This window comes from Streptosporangium sp. G12 (assembly GCF_052983175.1).
In genome coordinates, this window is the sequence record NZ_JBRIQO010000008.1 from 26,230 (window position 1) to 42,326 (window position 16,097).

General features: G+C 71.0%; 12 protein-coding genes. 3 read left to right on the forward strand and 9 right to left on the reverse strand.

Annotated features, from left to right (window positions below):
- Positions 1-4: 4 nt before the first annotated feature.
- The gene (locus ACVCAG_RS14040) at positions 5-1,225 is read right to left on the reverse strand and encodes a sarcosine oxidase subunit beta family protein (protein ID WP_440083517.1); all 1,221 of its coding nucleotides are present in this window, start codon (positions 1,223-1,225) and stop codon (positions 5-7) included.
- A gap of 132 nt (positions 1,226-1,357) precedes the next feature.
- The gene (locus tag ACVCAG_RS14045) at positions 1,358-3,784 is read right to left on the reverse strand and encodes a GcvT family protein (protein WP_440083518.1); all 2,427 of its coding nucleotides are present in this window, start codon (positions 3,782-3,784) and stop codon (positions 1,358-1,360) included.
- 470 nt (positions 3,785-4,254) lie between these two features.
- Here ACVCAG_RS14045 and ACVCAG_RS14050 point away from each other — a divergent pair, with 470 nt between their 5' ends.
- The gene (locus tag ACVCAG_RS14050) at positions 4,255-4,755 is read left to right on the forward strand and encodes a hypothetical protein (RefSeq protein ID WP_440083519.1); all 501 of its coding nucleotides are present in this window, start codon (positions 4,255-4,257) and stop codon (positions 4,753-4,755) included.
- 522 nt (positions 4,756-5,277) lie between these two features.
- Here ACVCAG_RS14050 and ACVCAG_RS14055 read toward each other — a convergent pair.
- The 6 genes from ACVCAG_RS14055 to ACVCAG_RS14080 all read right to left on the reverse strand — a co-directional run bounded on the left by ACVCAG_RS14055 (position 5,278) and on the right by ACVCAG_RS14080 (position 12,694).
- Positions 5,278-6,273 (reverse strand): ABC transporter substrate-binding protein, encoded by a 996-nt coding sequence (locus ACVCAG_RS14055; RefSeq protein WP_440083520.1) that lies wholly within the window; start codon positions 6,271-6,273, stop codon positions 5,278-5,280.
- A 92-nt stretch (positions 6,274-6,365) separates the two neighbouring features.
- On the reverse strand, positions 6,366-8,372 hold the full coding sequence (locus tag ACVCAG_RS14060; protein ID WP_440083521.1) for an ABC transporter permease subunit: 2,007 nt from the start codon (positions 8,370-8,372) through the stop codon (positions 6,366-6,368).
- On the reverse strand, positions 8,369-9,562 hold the full coding sequence (locus tag ACVCAG_RS14065; RefSeq protein ID WP_447189914.1) for a quaternary amine ABC transporter ATP-binding protein: 1,194 nt from the start codon (positions 9,560-9,562) through the stop codon (positions 8,369-8,371). Before ACVCAG_RS14065 ends, ACVCAG_RS14060 begins: the two co-directional genes overlap by 4 nt.
- A 38-nt stretch (positions 9,563-9,600) precedes the next feature.
- On the reverse strand, positions 9,601-11,058 hold the full coding sequence (locus ACVCAG_RS14070; RefSeq protein WP_440083523.1) for an aldehyde dehydrogenase family protein: 1,458 nt from the start codon (positions 11,056-11,058) through the stop codon (positions 9,601-9,603).
- Between the two features lie 86 nt (positions 11,059-11,144).
- Positions 11,145-11,948 carry an IclR family transcriptional regulator domain-containing protein gene (locus ACVCAG_RS14075; protein ID WP_440083524.1) on the reverse strand — a complete coding sequence of 268 codons (804 nt, stop codon included), beginning with the start codon at positions 11,946-11,948 and terminating at the stop codon, positions 11,145-11,147.
- Positions 11,949-12,124: 176 nt separating this feature from the next.
- On the reverse strand, positions 12,125-12,694 hold the full coding sequence (locus ACVCAG_RS14080; RefSeq protein WP_440083525.1) for a dihydrofolate reductase family protein: 570 nt from the start codon (positions 12,692-12,694) through the stop codon (positions 12,125-12,127).
- A 313-nt stretch (positions 12,695-13,007) separates the two neighbouring features.
- Here ACVCAG_RS14080 and ACVCAG_RS14085 point away from each other — a divergent pair, with 313 nt between their 5' ends.
- A complete protein-coding gene (locus ACVCAG_RS14085; RefSeq protein WP_440083526.1) occupies positions 13,008-14,003 on the forward strand; it encodes an RNA polymerase subunit sigma-70 in 996 nt (331 codons plus the stop codon).
- Positions 14,004-14,080: 77 nt separating this feature from the next.
- On the opposite strand, the gene ACVCAG_RS14090 is transcribed toward ACVCAG_RS14085, so the two are convergent.
- Positions 14,081-14,974, reverse strand: a complete 894-nt coding sequence (locus ACVCAG_RS14090) for a polysaccharide deacetylase family protein (protein WP_440083527.1) — start codon at positions 14,972-14,974, stop codon at positions 14,081-14,083.
- A 196-nt stretch (positions 14,975-15,170) separates the two neighbouring features.
- On the opposite strand from ACVCAG_RS14090, the gene ACVCAG_RS14095 reads away from it, so the two are divergent.
- Positions 15,171-16,088 (forward strand): serine hydrolase, encoded by a 918-nt coding sequence (locus ACVCAG_RS14095; RefSeq protein WP_440083528.1) that lies wholly within the window; start codon positions 15,171-15,173, stop codon positions 16,086-16,088.
- Positions 16,089-16,097 lie beyond the last annotated feature (9 nt).

Consider the following 16,097-nt stretch of genomic DNA (forward strand, 5'->3'; position numbering starts at 1 on the left):
TCCTTCAGTGGGCCACCGCGGCGGCGCCGTGCTCGTCCACGAGCGCGCCGGTGGTGAATCGTTCGAGGGTGAAGGCGGCGTTGAGGGGATGCGGCTCGCCATGGGCGATCGTGTGCGCGTAGCACCACCCGACGCCCGGGGTGGCCTTGAACCCACCGGTCCCCCAGCCGCAGTTGACGTAGAGACGGTCGACGGGGGTGAGCCCGACGACGGGCGAGGCGTCGGGGGTGACGTCGACCACCCCGCCCCAGGTACGCAGCACGTGGGCCCGCGCGAAGACGGGGAACAGCTCCAGCGCCGCCGCCATCTGCCGCTCGATGATGTGGAACGCGCCGCGCTGCCGGTAGGAGTTGTAGGCGTCGATGCCCGCCCCCATGACCAGCTCGCCCTTGTGGGCCTGGCTGACGTAGACGTGCACCGCGTTGGACATGACCACCGTGGGGTGTACGGGCTCCAGCAGCTCCGAGACCAGGGCCTGCAGCGGATGGCTCTGCACCGGCAGCTCCACCCCCGCCATCCGGCCGACGACCGAGGAGTGCCCGGCCGCGCACATCGCGACCCTGCCCGCGGCGATGCGGCCCCTGGTGGTGCGTACGGCCTCCACCCGCCCGTCCACGACGTCGATGCCGGTGACCTCGCAGTGCTCGATCAGGTCGACGCCCATCGCCGCGGCGGCGCGGGCGAATCCCCAGGCCACGTAGTCGTGCTTGGCGATTCCCGCGCGCGGCTGGTAGGTGGCGCCGAGGACCGGGTAGCGGGCGTCGGGCGAGACGTCGACGATCGGGCAGACCTCTTTCACCTCCTCGGGGCCGAGCCATTCGGCGTCGACGCCGTTGAGGCGGTTGGCGTTGACCCGGCGGACGCTCTCCCTGACGTCCTGCGGGCTGTGCGCGAGGTTGAGCACGCCGCGCTGGCTGAACAGGATCGGGTAGCCGAGGTCCTCCTCCAGTCCCTCCCACAGCTTGAGCGAGTGCTCGTAGATGCCCGCGCTCTCGTCCCACAGGTAGTTGGACCGGATGATGGTGGTGTTGCGGGCCATGTTGCCGCCCGCCAGCCAGCCCTTCTCCAGCACGGCCACGTTGGTGATCCCGTGGTTCTTGGCCAGGTAGTAGGCGGTGGCCAGGCCGTGGCCCCCGCCGCCGACGATCACCACGTCGTAGGAGGCCTTCGGCTCGGGGCTGCTCCACAGCCGGTCGGGGTGCTCGGGCAACTCCTCGGTGCTCATCGTCGTCCCCTCTCGGTCCCGTCGGCGGGCTCCGGCGCCGCGGATCCCGTCGTCATGGACGCCGGCGCCACGGACTCCGGATCCGCGGGAGTCACGGGGCGCGCCGGCGTGTCCTTCCGTCCCGCCGGCCCGCTAGCCACGCAGGCGCTCCATCGCCGGGTCGTACAGCGGCTCCTCGGCGACGACGGCGGCCACCCGCCGGTCGAAGTAGCCGATGTGCAGTTCCCTCCCCGGCACGGACAGCTCGGCGGGCAGCCAGGCGTAGGCGATGCCCTTGCCTATCGTGTAGCCGTAGGCGGCGCTGGTGACGTATCCGGCGCAGGACGCGCCGTCGTACACCGGCTCCTTGCCCATGACCACGGCGGCGGGGTCGTCGACGGTGAGGCAGGTCAGCCTGCGCCGGGGGGCCGCGCCGCGCTCGGCCAGGGCCGCGCGGCCGATGAAGTCGCCCCTGTCCGCCTTGCGCACGGCGAAGCCGAGCCCGGCCTCGTACGGGTCGTGCTCGTAGGTCATGTCGGTGCCGAAGGACCGGTAGCCCTTCTCCAGCCGCAGGCTGTTGAAGGCGCCGCGGCCCCCCGCGATGATCCCGTGCTCCCGGCCCGCCTCCCAGAGGGTGTCCCACAGCTTCGCGCCCATGTCGGCCGTCGTGTAGAGCTCCCAGCCCAGCTCCCCGATGTAGGAGAGCCGCAGCGCGGTGACGGGCACGGTGCCGACGTACGCGCGGGCGCCGCGGAAGTAGCGGAAACCGCCGGGTCCGAAGCCGGGACCGGCGAGCGGGGCCACGACCTCGCGGGCCCGGGGGCCCCAGACGCCGACGCAGCAGGTTCCCGGCGTGATGTCGGTGACGGTGACCGACCCGTCGGCGGGCAGGTGGCGGTGCAGCCAGTCGAGGTCGAGGTTGCCGTTGGCACCGACCTGGAACAGGTCGCGGCCCAGCCGGGCCACGGTGACGTCGCTGCGGATGCCGCCGTCGTGGTCGAGCAGCAGGCAGTACGTCACCGAGCCGACGGACTTGTCGACGTCTCCGGTGGAGACCCGCTGGAGGAAGGCGGCTGCCCCGCGGCCCGCGACCTCGATCCGCTTGAGCGCGCTCATGTCGTACAGGGCCACGGTCTCGCGCGAGGCCTGGGCCTCGGCGCCGACGATCGGCGACCAGTGGCGGGCGGCCCAGTCGTTGGGACGGGGGATGTCGCGGCCGTCGAGCAGGGGCGCGTTGGCGCCGTACCACTGGGGGCGCTCCCAGCCGGCGGCCTCCAGGAAGTACGCGTCCAGCTCGCGCTGGCGGGCGTGGAAGGGGCTGGTGCGCAGCGGGCGCAGGTTCTCGGCCGGTTGGAGCGGGTGGATGATGTCGTAGACCTCGACGAAGTTCTGGCAGTCGCGGGTGCGGACGTACTCGGGGGCGAGCTGGTGGGCCTCGAACCGGTTGACGTCGCACTCGTGCAGGTCGAAGGACGAGCAGTGGCCGTCGGCCAGCCACTCGGCCATGGCACGGCCCACCCCCGCCGAGTGGGTGACCCACACGGCCTCGGCCACCCAGAAGCCCCGCACGTCGCGCGACTGCCCGAGCAGCGGCATGTTGTCGGTGGTGAAGGAGAACAGGCCGTTGATCCCCGCTTCGAGCCCGGCCTCCCCGGCGGCGGGCAGCAGCGCCTTCGTCTCGGTCCAGGCGGGGGCGAAGTCGTCGTCGGTGAACGGCAGCACCGAGGGCATGACCTCGGCGTCGGCGATCGGGAGGATCTCCTCGGCGGTGATCGACATCGGGCGGTGACCGTAGTAGCCGATGCCGAGCCGCTCGAACCGCTCCCGGTAGTACAGGTCGGCGTCCTGGTGGCGCAGGATCGGCCGGACGGCCTCCTCGGCCTGCCCGGCGAGCGCGGGAACCGGACCGGTCCAGGCGAGCTGGTGGGCGAGGGGGGTGAGCGGCAGCGCCATGCCGACCATGCCCGCGATCTTGGGTCCCCAGATTCCGGCGCAGCAGACGACGAGGTCGGCGGGTATCTCGCCCCGGTCGGTGACGACGGCCGTGACCCGGTCGTCCTCGACGCGGATGTCGAGCACCTCGTGCCGGTCGAGGACGCGGACACCCCGTTCCCTGGCGCGCGCCAGCTGGACCTCGACGGCGCGCACGGCCTTCGCCAGGCCGTCGGTGGGGACGAACAACCCTCCGAGGACCCTGTCCCCGTCGAGCAGGGAGTGACGCTCCACGCACTCCTCGGGAGTGAGCAGGCGCGCCTCGACCCCCCAGGAGGTCGCCCAGCCGTGGCGGCGGTGCAGCTCGGCGAGCCGCTCGGGCGTGGTGGCCACCTCCAGCCCGCCCACCTGGAGGAAGCAGTCGAGGTCGACGAGCTTCTCGACCGTGTAGCGGGCCAGCTCCGTCATGGTCTTGGACGGGTTGGTCTGGAACACCAGCCCCGGTGCGTGGGAGGACGAACCTCCGGCGGCGGGCACGGCCCCCTGGTCGACGACGGTGATGTCGTCCCAGCCCCTGGCCGAGAGCTCGTCGGCGAGGGCCGCCCCGACGACCCCGGCTCCGATGACGACGACGCGCCGGCCCGCCATACCCACCTCCGTCGTTGCGCAGTCCGAAACGAAGTGCGCTTCCCGCAACAGATTGTCCTCCCGTCGACAACACTGTCAAGGACGGGCCGGCGGTCGTCCGCGGGGGGGCGACGGGCAGGTACGGCCGGCGGTCAGTCCCCGGCGGACACCGGGTGGATGTGCCGCGCCGTGAAGCCGAGCAGGGCCGACGCGGGCTCGAGGTCGATCGGCACGGTGCGCCCGGGAAAGCGGCGCCGCCTCCACCCAACGACTATGGCAGGTCCGCCTCCGGCGGGGGCGGCCGGTTCCCGCATGAAGCGCGAAGCGGTTGGGGCCGGTGGAGCGGCCGAAATCGGATCCTTGATGGAGAACCGTGAGCGATCATCACGGGCTTGACCCTTCGGTGACACCATGGTGGGTCCGAAACACCTTTGATCCACACGACCGTCGACCACGAGACAGACCACCTCAGGCGCCGGAGGTCTCCCGCGATGCATCCCACCCGTTCCACCCGCCCGCAGCGCATTATGGCGGTGATCAAACCCGTGCTCGCCATCCTGGGCGGATTGACCATGCTCTACGTTTGCGTAACACAATTGTATTTCGAGACATTCGAGGTCGATCCGGCCGCTGTCAGCGAGGTGCGCGACATCGGCAAGGTGCTGGCGCACACCAAACGAGAGTCTTACTATGACGGCACCACCCATGTCGATGATTTCTTGCTGATGGACGTCGGATCCTCGAATTTCGACGAGGCGCGGGCCAAGGTACGCGATCACCTGCAAAATCGCGGATGGAAAGCCACCGGAGGTGACTACCGATCCATCCGGATGGAGGCGGCCAGGTGGGAGCACACCGTCCTCAAAATAGACTCGTTCGAGAGCTACGATGCTTACGGCGACCCTCTGGATTCACCGACGAAGAAGAAAATCAGCGAAGATCCGGACAAGCAGAAGTCGTATCTGATCGTGTCTTTGACCCAGACGGGATGAAGTTCAAAACTACCAGGAATCCCCTATCCAGATCCCAGCCGCTCGCGTTTTCACCGAGCGTCATCTCGCCATGCCGAATGTTTCGTAGCCTGGGGTCGGACCCCTCCAGCCGTTCCAGCGCGCCGTTGCCGGTGACAAGCCGCTCAAGAGACATGATCAGCATTTGTGGCCGCGCTCGTCGTGGATGGTGATGGTTCAGCGCATGAGGTCGCCGTCGGTGACCCGGCGTTGACCGGCGTCCAACGTGTGGCGCGTCTGATCTTCGCGTTCGCCGTGTCGGGCGGCGACGAGGACGTGCGATCACAGGCAGGACCGCGGCTGCCGTCATCTGCGGCCGGAGTACCGGACAAAACGCCTCGCCCGTCACGGGAGACGGAGACGACGCACCGGATCCTCACGTGACGGGGTCGTGGTCGCCCGGCCGGTCACCCGGAGCCGAAGCGAGGGCGCCTCCCTTTCGGGTGGCACCCTCACCGGGACGACAGGATTCGAACCCGCGCCCCTTGACTCCCGGGTGGGCGCTCAGGAGGTGGGAAGCCAGGCCTTCACCTTGTCGGGGTTGTCGCCGACCCACTTCTCCGCGGCCTCCTCGGCCGTCATCTTGTCCTCGGAGATGTACTTGGCCACGAGGTTCTGGTCCTCGTTCGTCCAGGTGAAGTTCTTGACCAGGTCGTACGCCGGGCTGCCGGAGTCGGCGAACCTCTTGCTCACGATCTTGTCGAGGTCGTAGAGCGGGTAGTCGCAGGCCACCTTCTCGGCGTCGGCGTCGCAGCCCTCGGTGTACTCGGGCAGCTTGACCTTGACGAGCTTGACCTCCGACAGGAACCACTGCGGCTCGTAGAAGTAGCCGAGCATCGGGGTCTTCTGCTTCTCCGCCTGCCTGAAGCCGGTGATGAGCGCCGCCTCGCTGCCCGCGTAGACGACCTTGTAGTCCAGCTTCAGGTTCTTCACCAGGGCCGCGTCGTTGGTCACGAAGGACGGGTCGCCGTCGAGCAGCTGCCCCTTGCCCCCCGACTCGGAGGTCTTGAACAGGTCGGCGTACTTGTTGAGGTTCTTCCAGTCGGTGATGTCGGGGTACTTCTCGGCCATCCACGGCGGCACGTACCAGCCGATGACGCCCTTGTTGCCCGTCGGGCCCGCCGAGACGGCGACCTTCTGGTCCTCGATGTACTTCTTCTTCAGGTCGTCGTGGGCCCAGTTCTCCACGATGGCGTCGACCTCACCGGTGGCGAAGCCCTGCCAGGCGACCTCCTCCTTCAGGTCCTTCTTCGTGACCGAGCAGCCGAGATCCTTCTCGGCCACGTGGGCGATGACCGCCGCGGTCGCCTCGTACCCGACCCACGGGTTGATGGCGATGTTGACCGCGCCGCAGGCCTTCTTCCCGTCCGTGCCGGAGGCCGCCGGGGCGGCCCCGCCGTCGCTCTCGCCGACCTTCGCCCCGCCGCACGCGGAGACGAGGAGGCCGGTCGCGACCAGGAGCGCCACCGCCCGCGGTCGCCCGATCCTCGAAACTGTCACCAGGTCCTCCTGTATTGGGTTTCGTATGCCGTGTTCGGTTCCGCCCGTTTTCTCGGTCCGTCTCCCCGCTGCTCCCCGCCTCGCCCTGCCTCTCACCGGGCGCCGTGCGTCTCGGCGTCGGCCCGCCGCGCCGCCGTCCGGGTGATGCGTTCCAGCATGATCCCGAGTACGACGATCGCCACGCCCGCGGCGAGTCCCTTGCCCCGCAGTTGCAGCTGGGAGAAGCCGGCCACCACGTCGTAGCCGAGCGCGCCCGCGCCGACCAGGCCGCCGACGACGACCATGGCGAGCACGTAAATGAGTCCCTGGCTCGCCGCGAGGGTGAGCGCGCTGCGCGCCATCGGCAGTTGCACCTTGGTGATGAGCTGCCAGGTGCTGGAACCCGCGGCCGTGGCGGCCTCCACCGCGCTCGGCGCCACGCCGCGGATGCCGTCCGCGGTGAGCTTGACCGCCACCGGGGCCGCGTAGACGACCGCGGCGATGATCGCGGTGATCCGGGTCGCGCCGAACAGCCCGAGGATCGGCACCAGGTAGACGAACGGCGGCATGGTCTGCCCGGCGTCGAGGACGGGCCGCACCAGCTGGTCGACGCGGTCGCTGCGCCCCATCCAGACGCCGAGCACCACTCCGAGGATCATCACCAGGACGGTGGCCACCAGCGTCGAGGCCAGCGTCACCATGCTGTCCTGCCACAGGCCGAGCGCGACGAGCAGGGCGACGCAGACCGCGGTGACGAGCACGATCCTGACGTTCGCCAGGATCGCGGCGAACGCGATGAGCACGGCGCCGACCAGCCACCACGGCGAGCCGGTGAGCAGCGCCTCGAACGGGTTGAGCAGGCCGTAGGAGACGGCGTTCCTGAACGCGCCGGTGTAGACGGCGAGGTTGTCCTGCGCCCACAGGGTGGCCGCGTCGACCCCCTGGCGGACGTATCGTCCCAGGTTCGCCTCGCTGGGGAACTCCGCGGCCCACACGTAGACGTGGGAGAGGTAGACCAGCACGCCGGTGACCGCCAGGACCGCGCCGATCTCCGCGCGGCGGCGGCCGGGTCCGCGCGAGCGTCCGGCCCGGTGCCGGGCCTCGACGCGGCGCCCTGCGGCGGAGGTGACCCGGTCGAGCACGATGGCCATCACGACGATGGCCAGGCCCGCGTTGAAGGCGCTGCCGACGTCGAGGGTCTCCAGCGCCTTGACGACGGTCTTGCCCAGGCCGGGGGCGTCGATCAGCGCGGCGATGGTGACCATGCACAGCGCGGCCATGATGGTCTGGTTGACGCCGACGATGATGGTCCGCTTGGCCAGCGGGAGCCGTACCTTCCTCAGCGACTGCCAGGCGGTCGAGCCGAGGGAGGTGCTCGCCTCCAGGATCGCGGGCCGCACCTCGCGGATGCCGTGCGCGGTGATGCGGATCGCGGGCGGGACGGCGTAGATGACGGTCGCCACGGTGGCGCTCGCGGGACCGATGAGGAAGAACAGGGTGAGCGGCGCGAGGTAGACGAACGTCGGCATCGTCTGCATGAAGTCGAGCAGCGGGGTGACCAGGCGGTTGAACCGGTCGTTCACCCCGGCCCAGACGCCGAGCGGGACGCCGATCAGCAGCGAGAGCACGACGGCGGCCAGGGTGAGGGCGAGGGTGTCCATGCTCTCCTGCCACAGGCCCAGCAGGCCGAAGGAGGCGAAGCCGGCCGCGGTCAGCAGGGCGACCCGCAGGTTGCCCCACAGCAGCGCGACCGCCGTGGCGACGGCGACCACGCCCAGCCAGCCGACGACCGGCAGTGGCCGCCCGAAGGACGGCTGGCTGATCAGCGCCTGGACGAACGTGACGGACTCGTCGAGGAAGAGCCGGATGTAGTTGACGAAGTACAGGAAGAACGGGTTCTCGTTCCTGCTGTTGTCGATGACCTCACTGGCCTCGTTGACGCTCACGTGCAGCGGGGTCAGTTCCGCGCCGCCGAGCTGGAAGGTGTCGCGGCCCTGGACGAACACCCAGATCAGCACCCACGCCGCCACGACGGCGGCGAGCAGGTAGCGGCGGGGCCAGGCGGGCAGGCGCCGCAGGCCACCCGCCGGGGTGGCCGGAGTGGCCGGGGTGGCCGTCACCCCTGCTCCCCGGACCCGCCGGACCCGGCGGGCCCACCGGACTCACCGGGCTTGCCGGGCTCACCGGAAGTCCCGTCCGGAGACGGCTCGGCGGATTCACCGGAGACCCCGTCCGGAGACGGCTCGGCGAGCACACCGAGGACCTCCTCCGCGGTGACGACCCCCAGCAACTCGCCGCCCTCGACGACCTTGACCGGGCGCGTCGCGCGCAGGACCGTGTGCACGACGTCGCGGACGACGACGTCCGGCCCGACCTCGGGACCGTCCAGCGGTTCGTCGGGCCGGGGCGGGCGCATGATCCAGCGGGTGGTGAGCACGTTCGCGCGGGGCACGTCGCTGACGAACTCGCGCACGTAGTCGTCCACCGGCGCCCCGACGACCTCGTCCGGCGTGCCCATCTGGACGAGTTCGCCGTCGCGCATGATGAGGATGCGGTCGCCGAGCTTGAGCGCCTCGCTCAGGTCGTGCGTGATGAAGATCATCGTCTTGCCGACCTCGCGGTGCAGGCGGATGACCTCGTTCTGCATGTCCCGTCTGATCAGCGGGTCGAGCGCGGAGAAGGGCTCGTCGAAGAAGAGCACGTCGGGGTCCACCGCGAGGGCCCTGGCCAGCCCGACGCGTTGCTGCATGCCGCCGGACAGCTGGTCGGGGTAGGAGTCCTCCGAACCGGAGAGGCCGACGAGCTCGACCATCTCCCTGGCCCGCTCGTAGCGGGCCTCCTTCCGCATGCCGCGGATCTCCAGCCCGTAGGCCACGTTGTCCAGGACCCGCCGGTGCGGCAGCAGCCCGAAGTTCTGGAAGACCATGGCGAAGCGGTGCCGGCGCAGCTCGCGCAGCCGCCTGTCGCCCGCCTTGCGGATGTCCTCGCCGTCGAACAGGACCTCTCCGGCCGTCGGCTCGACGAGCCGCGTCAGGCAGCGTACGAGGGTGGACTTGCCGGAGCCGGACAGGCCCATGACGACGAAGACCTCCTGGGGCCGCACGGTGAAGGAGACGTCGCGGACGGCGGTCACGCAGCCCGTTCTCGCCCTCAGCTCGCTCCGCGGGAGTTCCGCGAGCGGGGTCCCGACGACCCGGTCGGGACGCGGGCCGAAGACCTTCCAGAGACCTCGCACGTCAAGGACGGCCCGGTCCTCGTTCCGCGCGGCGGCTCCAGGCCGCGCCTGCTGGGTCGGTGATGTCATGGTCATGACCACCTCACGGGTCGTCTGGGGACGGGGGGCGTCCGTCAGCTGCGAAACCACCGCTGCGGGCGGGGGCGGACGTTCTGCCACACGTGCTTGGTCTCCCGGTACTCGGCCAGGCCGGCCGGGCCCAGCTCGCGGCCGATGCCCGACTGCTTGAAGCCGCCCCACTCCGCCTGCGGGACGTAGGGGTGGTAGTCGTTGATCCATACGGTGCCGTGCCGGAGCCGCCCGGCGACCCGCTGGGCCTTCCCCGCGTCCTGCGTCCACACCGCCCCGGCCAGGCCGTAGTCGGTGTCGTTGCCGAGGCGGACCGCCTCGTCCTCGTCGCCGAAGCGTTCGACGGTGAGGACGGGGCCGAAGGACTCCTCGCGGACCACCCGCATGCCCCGGTGGCACTCGTCGAGGACGGTCGGCGGGTAGAAATGGCCCGCGCCGGGGAGTCTCTCCCCGCCGCACCGCAGCACCGCGCCCTCCGCGACGCCGGACGCGACGTACGCCTCGACCCTGGCCAGGTGCGCGGCGGAGATGAGCGGGCCGGTCTCGGCCTCGGGGTCGAAGGGGCCGCCGAGGCGGATGCGGGCGGCGCGGCGTACGAGCTCGTCGACGAAGGTGTCGTGCAGGGAGTCCTCGACCAGCAGGCGGGCGCCGGCCGAGCAGACCTGCCCGGAGTGGAGGAAGACGGCGGTGAGCGCGAAGTCGAGGGCGGTCTCGACGTCGGCGTCGGCGAAGACGATGTTGGGGTTCTTGCCGCCGAGCTCCAGCGCGACCCGCTTCACCGTGGCCGCCGCCGACGCCATGATCGTACGGCCGGTCGCCAGGCCGCCGGTGAACGACACCATGTCCACATCGGGGTGCTCGGCCAGCGGGGCGCCGGCCTCGGCGCCCGCCCCGAGGACGAGGTTGCCGACGCCCGGGGGCAGCCCGGCCTCCTCCAGCAGGCGCATGAACAGGATCGCGGTGGAGGGGGTGAGCTCGCTGGGCTTGAGGACGAAGGTGTTCCCCGCGACCAGCGCGGGGGCGACCTTCCAGGAGGCCTGCAGCAGCGGGTAGTTCCACGGGGTGATGAGGCCGCAGACCCCGACCGGTTCGTGGACGACGCGGCTGATCGCGTCGTCGCGGCCGGTGTCGATCACGCGGCCCGCGTCGGTCCCGGCGATGCCGCCGAAGTAGCGCAGGCAGGCCACCACGTCGGCGACGTCGTACTCGCTCTCGGCGAGCCGCTTGCCGGTGTCGAGCGACTCGGCCCTGGCCACGTTCTTGACGTCCCGTTCGAGCAGGTCGGCCACTCTCAGCAGCAGCGCGCCGCGCTCGCGTTCCGGGGTGGACGCCCAGGTGCCCTCGTCGAACGCCGCGCGGGCCTCGGCGATCGCGATCTCGGTGTCGGCCCGGGTGGCCTCCGACACGGTCGCCACCAGGCCGCCGTCGGCCGGTGAACGGATCTCACGGTGGCCGCCCGCGACGGAATCCCTCCAGGTGCCACCGAGGTAGAGATCTGACACGAGCGGCCGTCCTTCCGGTTACCGCATGATCCGTTGCGTATGGCGCATCAGAATGCTTAACGAGGAACAGAATCGACCCTTTTTGTTCATGCAGTCAAGGCTTTACGGTCTTCATTACCGTGCCAGCCCAATCGTGAGGAGACCTCACTCGCGGCGGCCATCACCTGTTCGGCCACCCCGGGGAGTCGCTCGGACGGCAGCCGGAAGGTCGGCCCGGACACGCTCATCGAGGCGACGACCGCGCCCTCGACGTTGAAGATCGGCGCCGCCACCGCGGTCAGGCCGATCTCCAGCTCGTCGGCGGCGGTGGCGTACCCGCGCCTCCTGACGGCGTCGAGCTCCTCGCGCAGCAACCCGGCGTCGGTGACGGTCAGGTCGGTGAACGGGCGCAGCGGCCCGGCGGCCAGCTGCTCGAGCCGCTCCCTCGGGGCGTGGGCCAGCAGCACCTTGCCGTTGGACGTCGCGTGCAACGCCACCCGCCGTCCCGCCCAGTTGTAGGCCTGCAGGGCCGAGGGGCCCGCCATCTGGTCGACGTACAGGGCCTCGTCGCGATCGAGGATGGCCACGTTGACGGTCTCGCCGACCGCCGCCGCGAGCCGCTCGCCGGTGGCGCGGCTCTCGCGGACGACGTCGAGCCTCACGGTCGCGGCGCCCGCGAGCCGGACGATCCCCACTCCCAGGCGGTACTTTCCCCGGTCGGCGGTCTGCTCGACGAGCTCGTGCAGCTCCAGCGTCATGACGAGGCGGAACGCCGTGGAGCGGTGGACCCCCAGCTCCGCGGCGATCTCGCTGACGCCCAGGTCGCCGTGCCGGGCGAGCAGCCGCAGGACGGACAGCGCGCGGTCGACGGACTGCACCGCAGCGCCATCTCTCTCCAGCTCGTTGCTCATGACACAACTTTAAGCGGGTCACGCACGAGGCCCGCCTCCCGGGCGCTTCCCGGCGCCGCCGCGCCCCGTCGCACCTCCCGGCGCGGTACGTCATGATCTCGCCGCCGTGTCACCCGCGCCGGCGGCGGGCCGGTGTCACCGGCCCGCCGCCGGCGGGTCCGGGCTCGGCCGGCGCGCTAGTTCAGGACCCGGTACCGCAGGTGAGTGGCGTGGCGGGACTCGATCACCTCGGCCCGCTCCAGCCGGATCGGACCGCCGAGGTGATCGAACAACCGGGTCCCGCCGTTCAGGATCACCGGGGCGACGTGCACGAACAGCTCGTCGACCAGCCCGGCCGCCAGCGCCTGCCGGATGATGCCGGCGCCGCCCATGATGTGCACCCGCCTGTCCCCGGCGGCCGCGATCGCCTGCTCGACGGCGTGCTTGACGCCCCCGGTGACGAACGTGAACGTGGTCTCGCCCTTCACGACCACGTCGTGCGGGCGGTGGGTGACCACGAACACCGGCAACCGGTAGAACCCGTCCTCGGCGTCCCAGCCCCCGGTCTCGTCGTAGACCTTCCGGCTGGTGATGACAGCCCCGGCGATCTGGCGTTCCTCCCCGATGGCGAGGTCCATGCCCCGGTCCTCCTCGATCCAGGCGTGGAGGATGTCGCCCCCCTCGCCCAGTCCGGGGTACCGGTCGAGGTTCGGGCCGGTGACGAAGCCGTCCAGCGACATCGAGATGTTCGCCTCCACAAGTGCCATCGTCCTGTTCCCTTCCGTCGTCGCGTCGTCCTCCGTGAGGCCGTTCATCCGTACAGCCGTCCTCCGTGAGGCCGTTCATCCGTACAGCCGTCCTCCGTGAGGCCGTTCATCCGTACAGCCGTCCTCCGTGAGGCCGTTCATCCGTACAGCCGTCCTCCGTGAGGCCGTTCATCCGTACAGCCGTCCTCCGTGAGGCCGTTCATCCGTACAGACGTGCGGGCCGGCGAAACTCATCGGTCGCTCGCCGGCCCGCCACTCCCCCGGCCCCCCGGCACGCGAACACGCGAGCACCCGCGCATCCGGCCGCGCCAGAATGGGCGTGGCCCGGGCCCCTGACAGGAGGAGCACAGTGAGCGGCGACGAGCCGGACTTCGACGATCTCACCCGCCGCCACCGGCGTGAGTTGCACGTGTACTGCTACCGGATGCTCGGCTCGTTCGACGAGGCCGAGGACCATGTCCAGGAGGTGTTCCTGCGGGCCTGGCGCTCGCGCGGGAGCTTCCAGGGCCGGTCGAGCGCGCGCACCTGGCTGTACCGGATCGCGACCAACGCCTGTCTGGACACGCTGCGCCGCGACGCCCGCCGGGCGACCGGGGCGCCGTCGGGCGCCGAACCGTCCGTCGCGGCCATGCCATGGCTGCAGCCCTATCCGGACGCCCTGCTGGACGAGCCGGCCGCCGACCGGCCCGGCCCGGAGGCGACGGCGGTGAGCAGGGAGACGATGTCGCTGGCGTTCCTGGCCGCGATCCAGGTGCTGCCGCCGCGGCAGCGAGCGGTGCTGATCCTGCGCGACGTGCTGACCTGGTCCGCCGGCGAGGTCGCCGCCCTCATCGAGACGACCGTGCCCGCGGTCAACAGCGCCCTGCAACGCGCCCACGCCACGCTGCACCGGCGCTGGCCCGGCGGCCGGCTGGACTGGGCCCCGGCCGCCGAACCCGACGCGGACCAGAGCAGGTTGCTCCAGCGCTACATCGCCGCCCACGAACAGGCCGACCCGGAGGCGTTGATCGCGGTGCTGCACGAGGACGTCCGGCTGTCCATCTCCCCGGCGATCGGGCAGTGGACGGGCCGCGAGCAGACCGCCCGCGCCCTGCGGGCCGGCATGAACGCCCTCGGCGACTGGCGGCTGCTGCCGATCACCGCCAACGGCCGGCCCGGCGCGGCCGGCTACCTGCGCCGGCCCGGAGACGAGGCGTTCCACCCGTTCGTCCTCACCGTGCTCCACATCGAGCACGGCCGGCTGACCGATATCGCCGCCTTCGAACAACCGTCGATGTTCCCGGCGTTCGGCCTGCCCGCCTGCCTGTGAAGCGGGTCCGCGCGGACGCCGGCGTGCCCGGCACACCGGCCCTGTGGCACCGCGTCGCCGCAAGGCGCACTGCCGATCTACCGGGGCGCGCCGGTCCGCGACCAGGCCTGCTGGACGGTCCTGTAGTCGGTCACGACGATCCCCTCCTGCCGGAGGAGTTCGCGGGCCTGCGGCGATGTCAGGAACTCGTGGTCGGTCCGGCGTACGCGCCAACCGCCGTCGATCGCCCGCGCCTCCTCGTTGCCCAGGCCGGGATGCACCGCCCACTCGCTCAGGCCGACCGGCAGGTCGCGCAGCAGCTCGGCGTATCGCGCCGCCTTGCCGTCGATGTCGAGACTGAAACTGTCCAGGAAATCGTTGTCGGTGACCGGCATGCCCCGCCGTCGTGACTTCCGGCGTCCGGGTTCGAGCCAGACCCGCACCGCCAGGCCGTACTCCCCGGCCAACGCCACGGTCAGGTCGAAGATGTCGTCGCGTCCGCCATCGGCCAGACAGTGCCAGTCCAGATGGGTCGGCGTCAGCCCGGTGCCGACCACGGCCTCGACCTGTGCGCGGAACTCGAGCTCCACCTCGTCCAGACGAGCCCGGGCGAGAAGCTCGGGAACCTGGGCGGGCGTGAACAGTTCGCCCGCCTCGTCGAGCAGCGAGGGCACCTTCTCCTTCGCGGTCAGCGGCCCCCACCGGTAGTGGGTCGTGTCGCAGAACAGTGTGAGGTGGATCCCGAACGGGATCTCCGGTCGATGGCGGAGCAGATGCATGGCGTGCGACGCCCACGGACACGGCACCATCAGACTGCACGAACTGGCGATCCCCTCCTCGATCGATTCGACGACCGCGGCGTTGATCGCGTGGTACATCCCGAAGTCGTCGTTGTTCACGATGAGCACCCGGGCATCGGGAGGGAAACCCAGCAGCTCGCTCGACAGAACCGAGGGAGTGGCGGCCGCGGGCTCAAAAGCATGGTCGTCCATAGCCGCAGGGTGAAGGAGCGGTGAGGGGCACGTCCAGTCGATTGTTCTGAGCGGTCCCGGCAGGAGTCATGCGGGGGAAACCGCGCTCCCCCGGGTGGGCTCCGCGCCATGACGAACCACCCGCCGAACCGTCCCAGGTCTGGGCGCGGTGCACCCGCTGGGAAACGAAACGCTCCGTGTGGCAGGGTCTGCTGTCATGCGCCTCCATGACGCCATCGCGGCCGCGGACACGGCCATCCGCACCGATCCGCGTTACTCCGCCACCGAGCACCTCGTCGTGGCGTACCGCGGAGACGTCCTCGCCGGGCACACCTACCGGGAGCGGCGGCCGGACGAGCCGGGAGACGTCTTCTCCCTCACCAAGAGCGTCCTGTCCACCCTGGTGGGTCTCGCCGTCCAGGACGGCGCGCTCGAGACGGGGACGGCGCTGGGCGACCTGCTCGGCGCCCGGGTGCCACCGGCTCGTCGCGAGGTGACCGTACGGCATCTGCTCACCATGTCGGGCGGGGCGGAGCACACCGGCCGCTTCGACATCGACGAGGTGATGGAACTGCCCGGCGGCTGGGTCGACGTCCTGCTGTCGGCGCCGCAGCTGCACGCGCCGGGCACGCGCTTCGCCTACGACAACGGCGCCGCCCACGTCCTGGCCGCGGCGCTGCAGGAGGCCCTCGGCCGCGACCTGCAGGAGTACGCGGCCGAGCGGCTCTTCGACCCGCTGGGCATCACCGGCTGGACGTGGCCTCGCGACCCGGACGGCCTGTCCTACGGGTTCGGCCACCTCCGTCTCTCCGCCCTGGACCTGCTCCGATTCGGCGAACTCTGGCTCGACCCCGACCCCGACGTGCTGAACCCCGCCTACGCCGCCGAGGCGACCGCCGCGCACAGTCCCGGCGGCCCGCCGGAGAACCTTCCCTACGGGTACCTGTGGTGGACGGCCCGCATCGCGGGGCATCGCGCCTTCGTCGCCGGCGGTTACGCGGGCCAGCACATCGTGGTCGTCCCGGCGCTGCGGCTGGTGACGGTGACCACCGGTTCCGAGGCTGCTCTCCCCCCGGGGTGGCTTTCGGCGTTCACCCTCGTCCCGGCGATCGTGACCGCCGCCTCCGGCGGGTGAGGGGCGCGG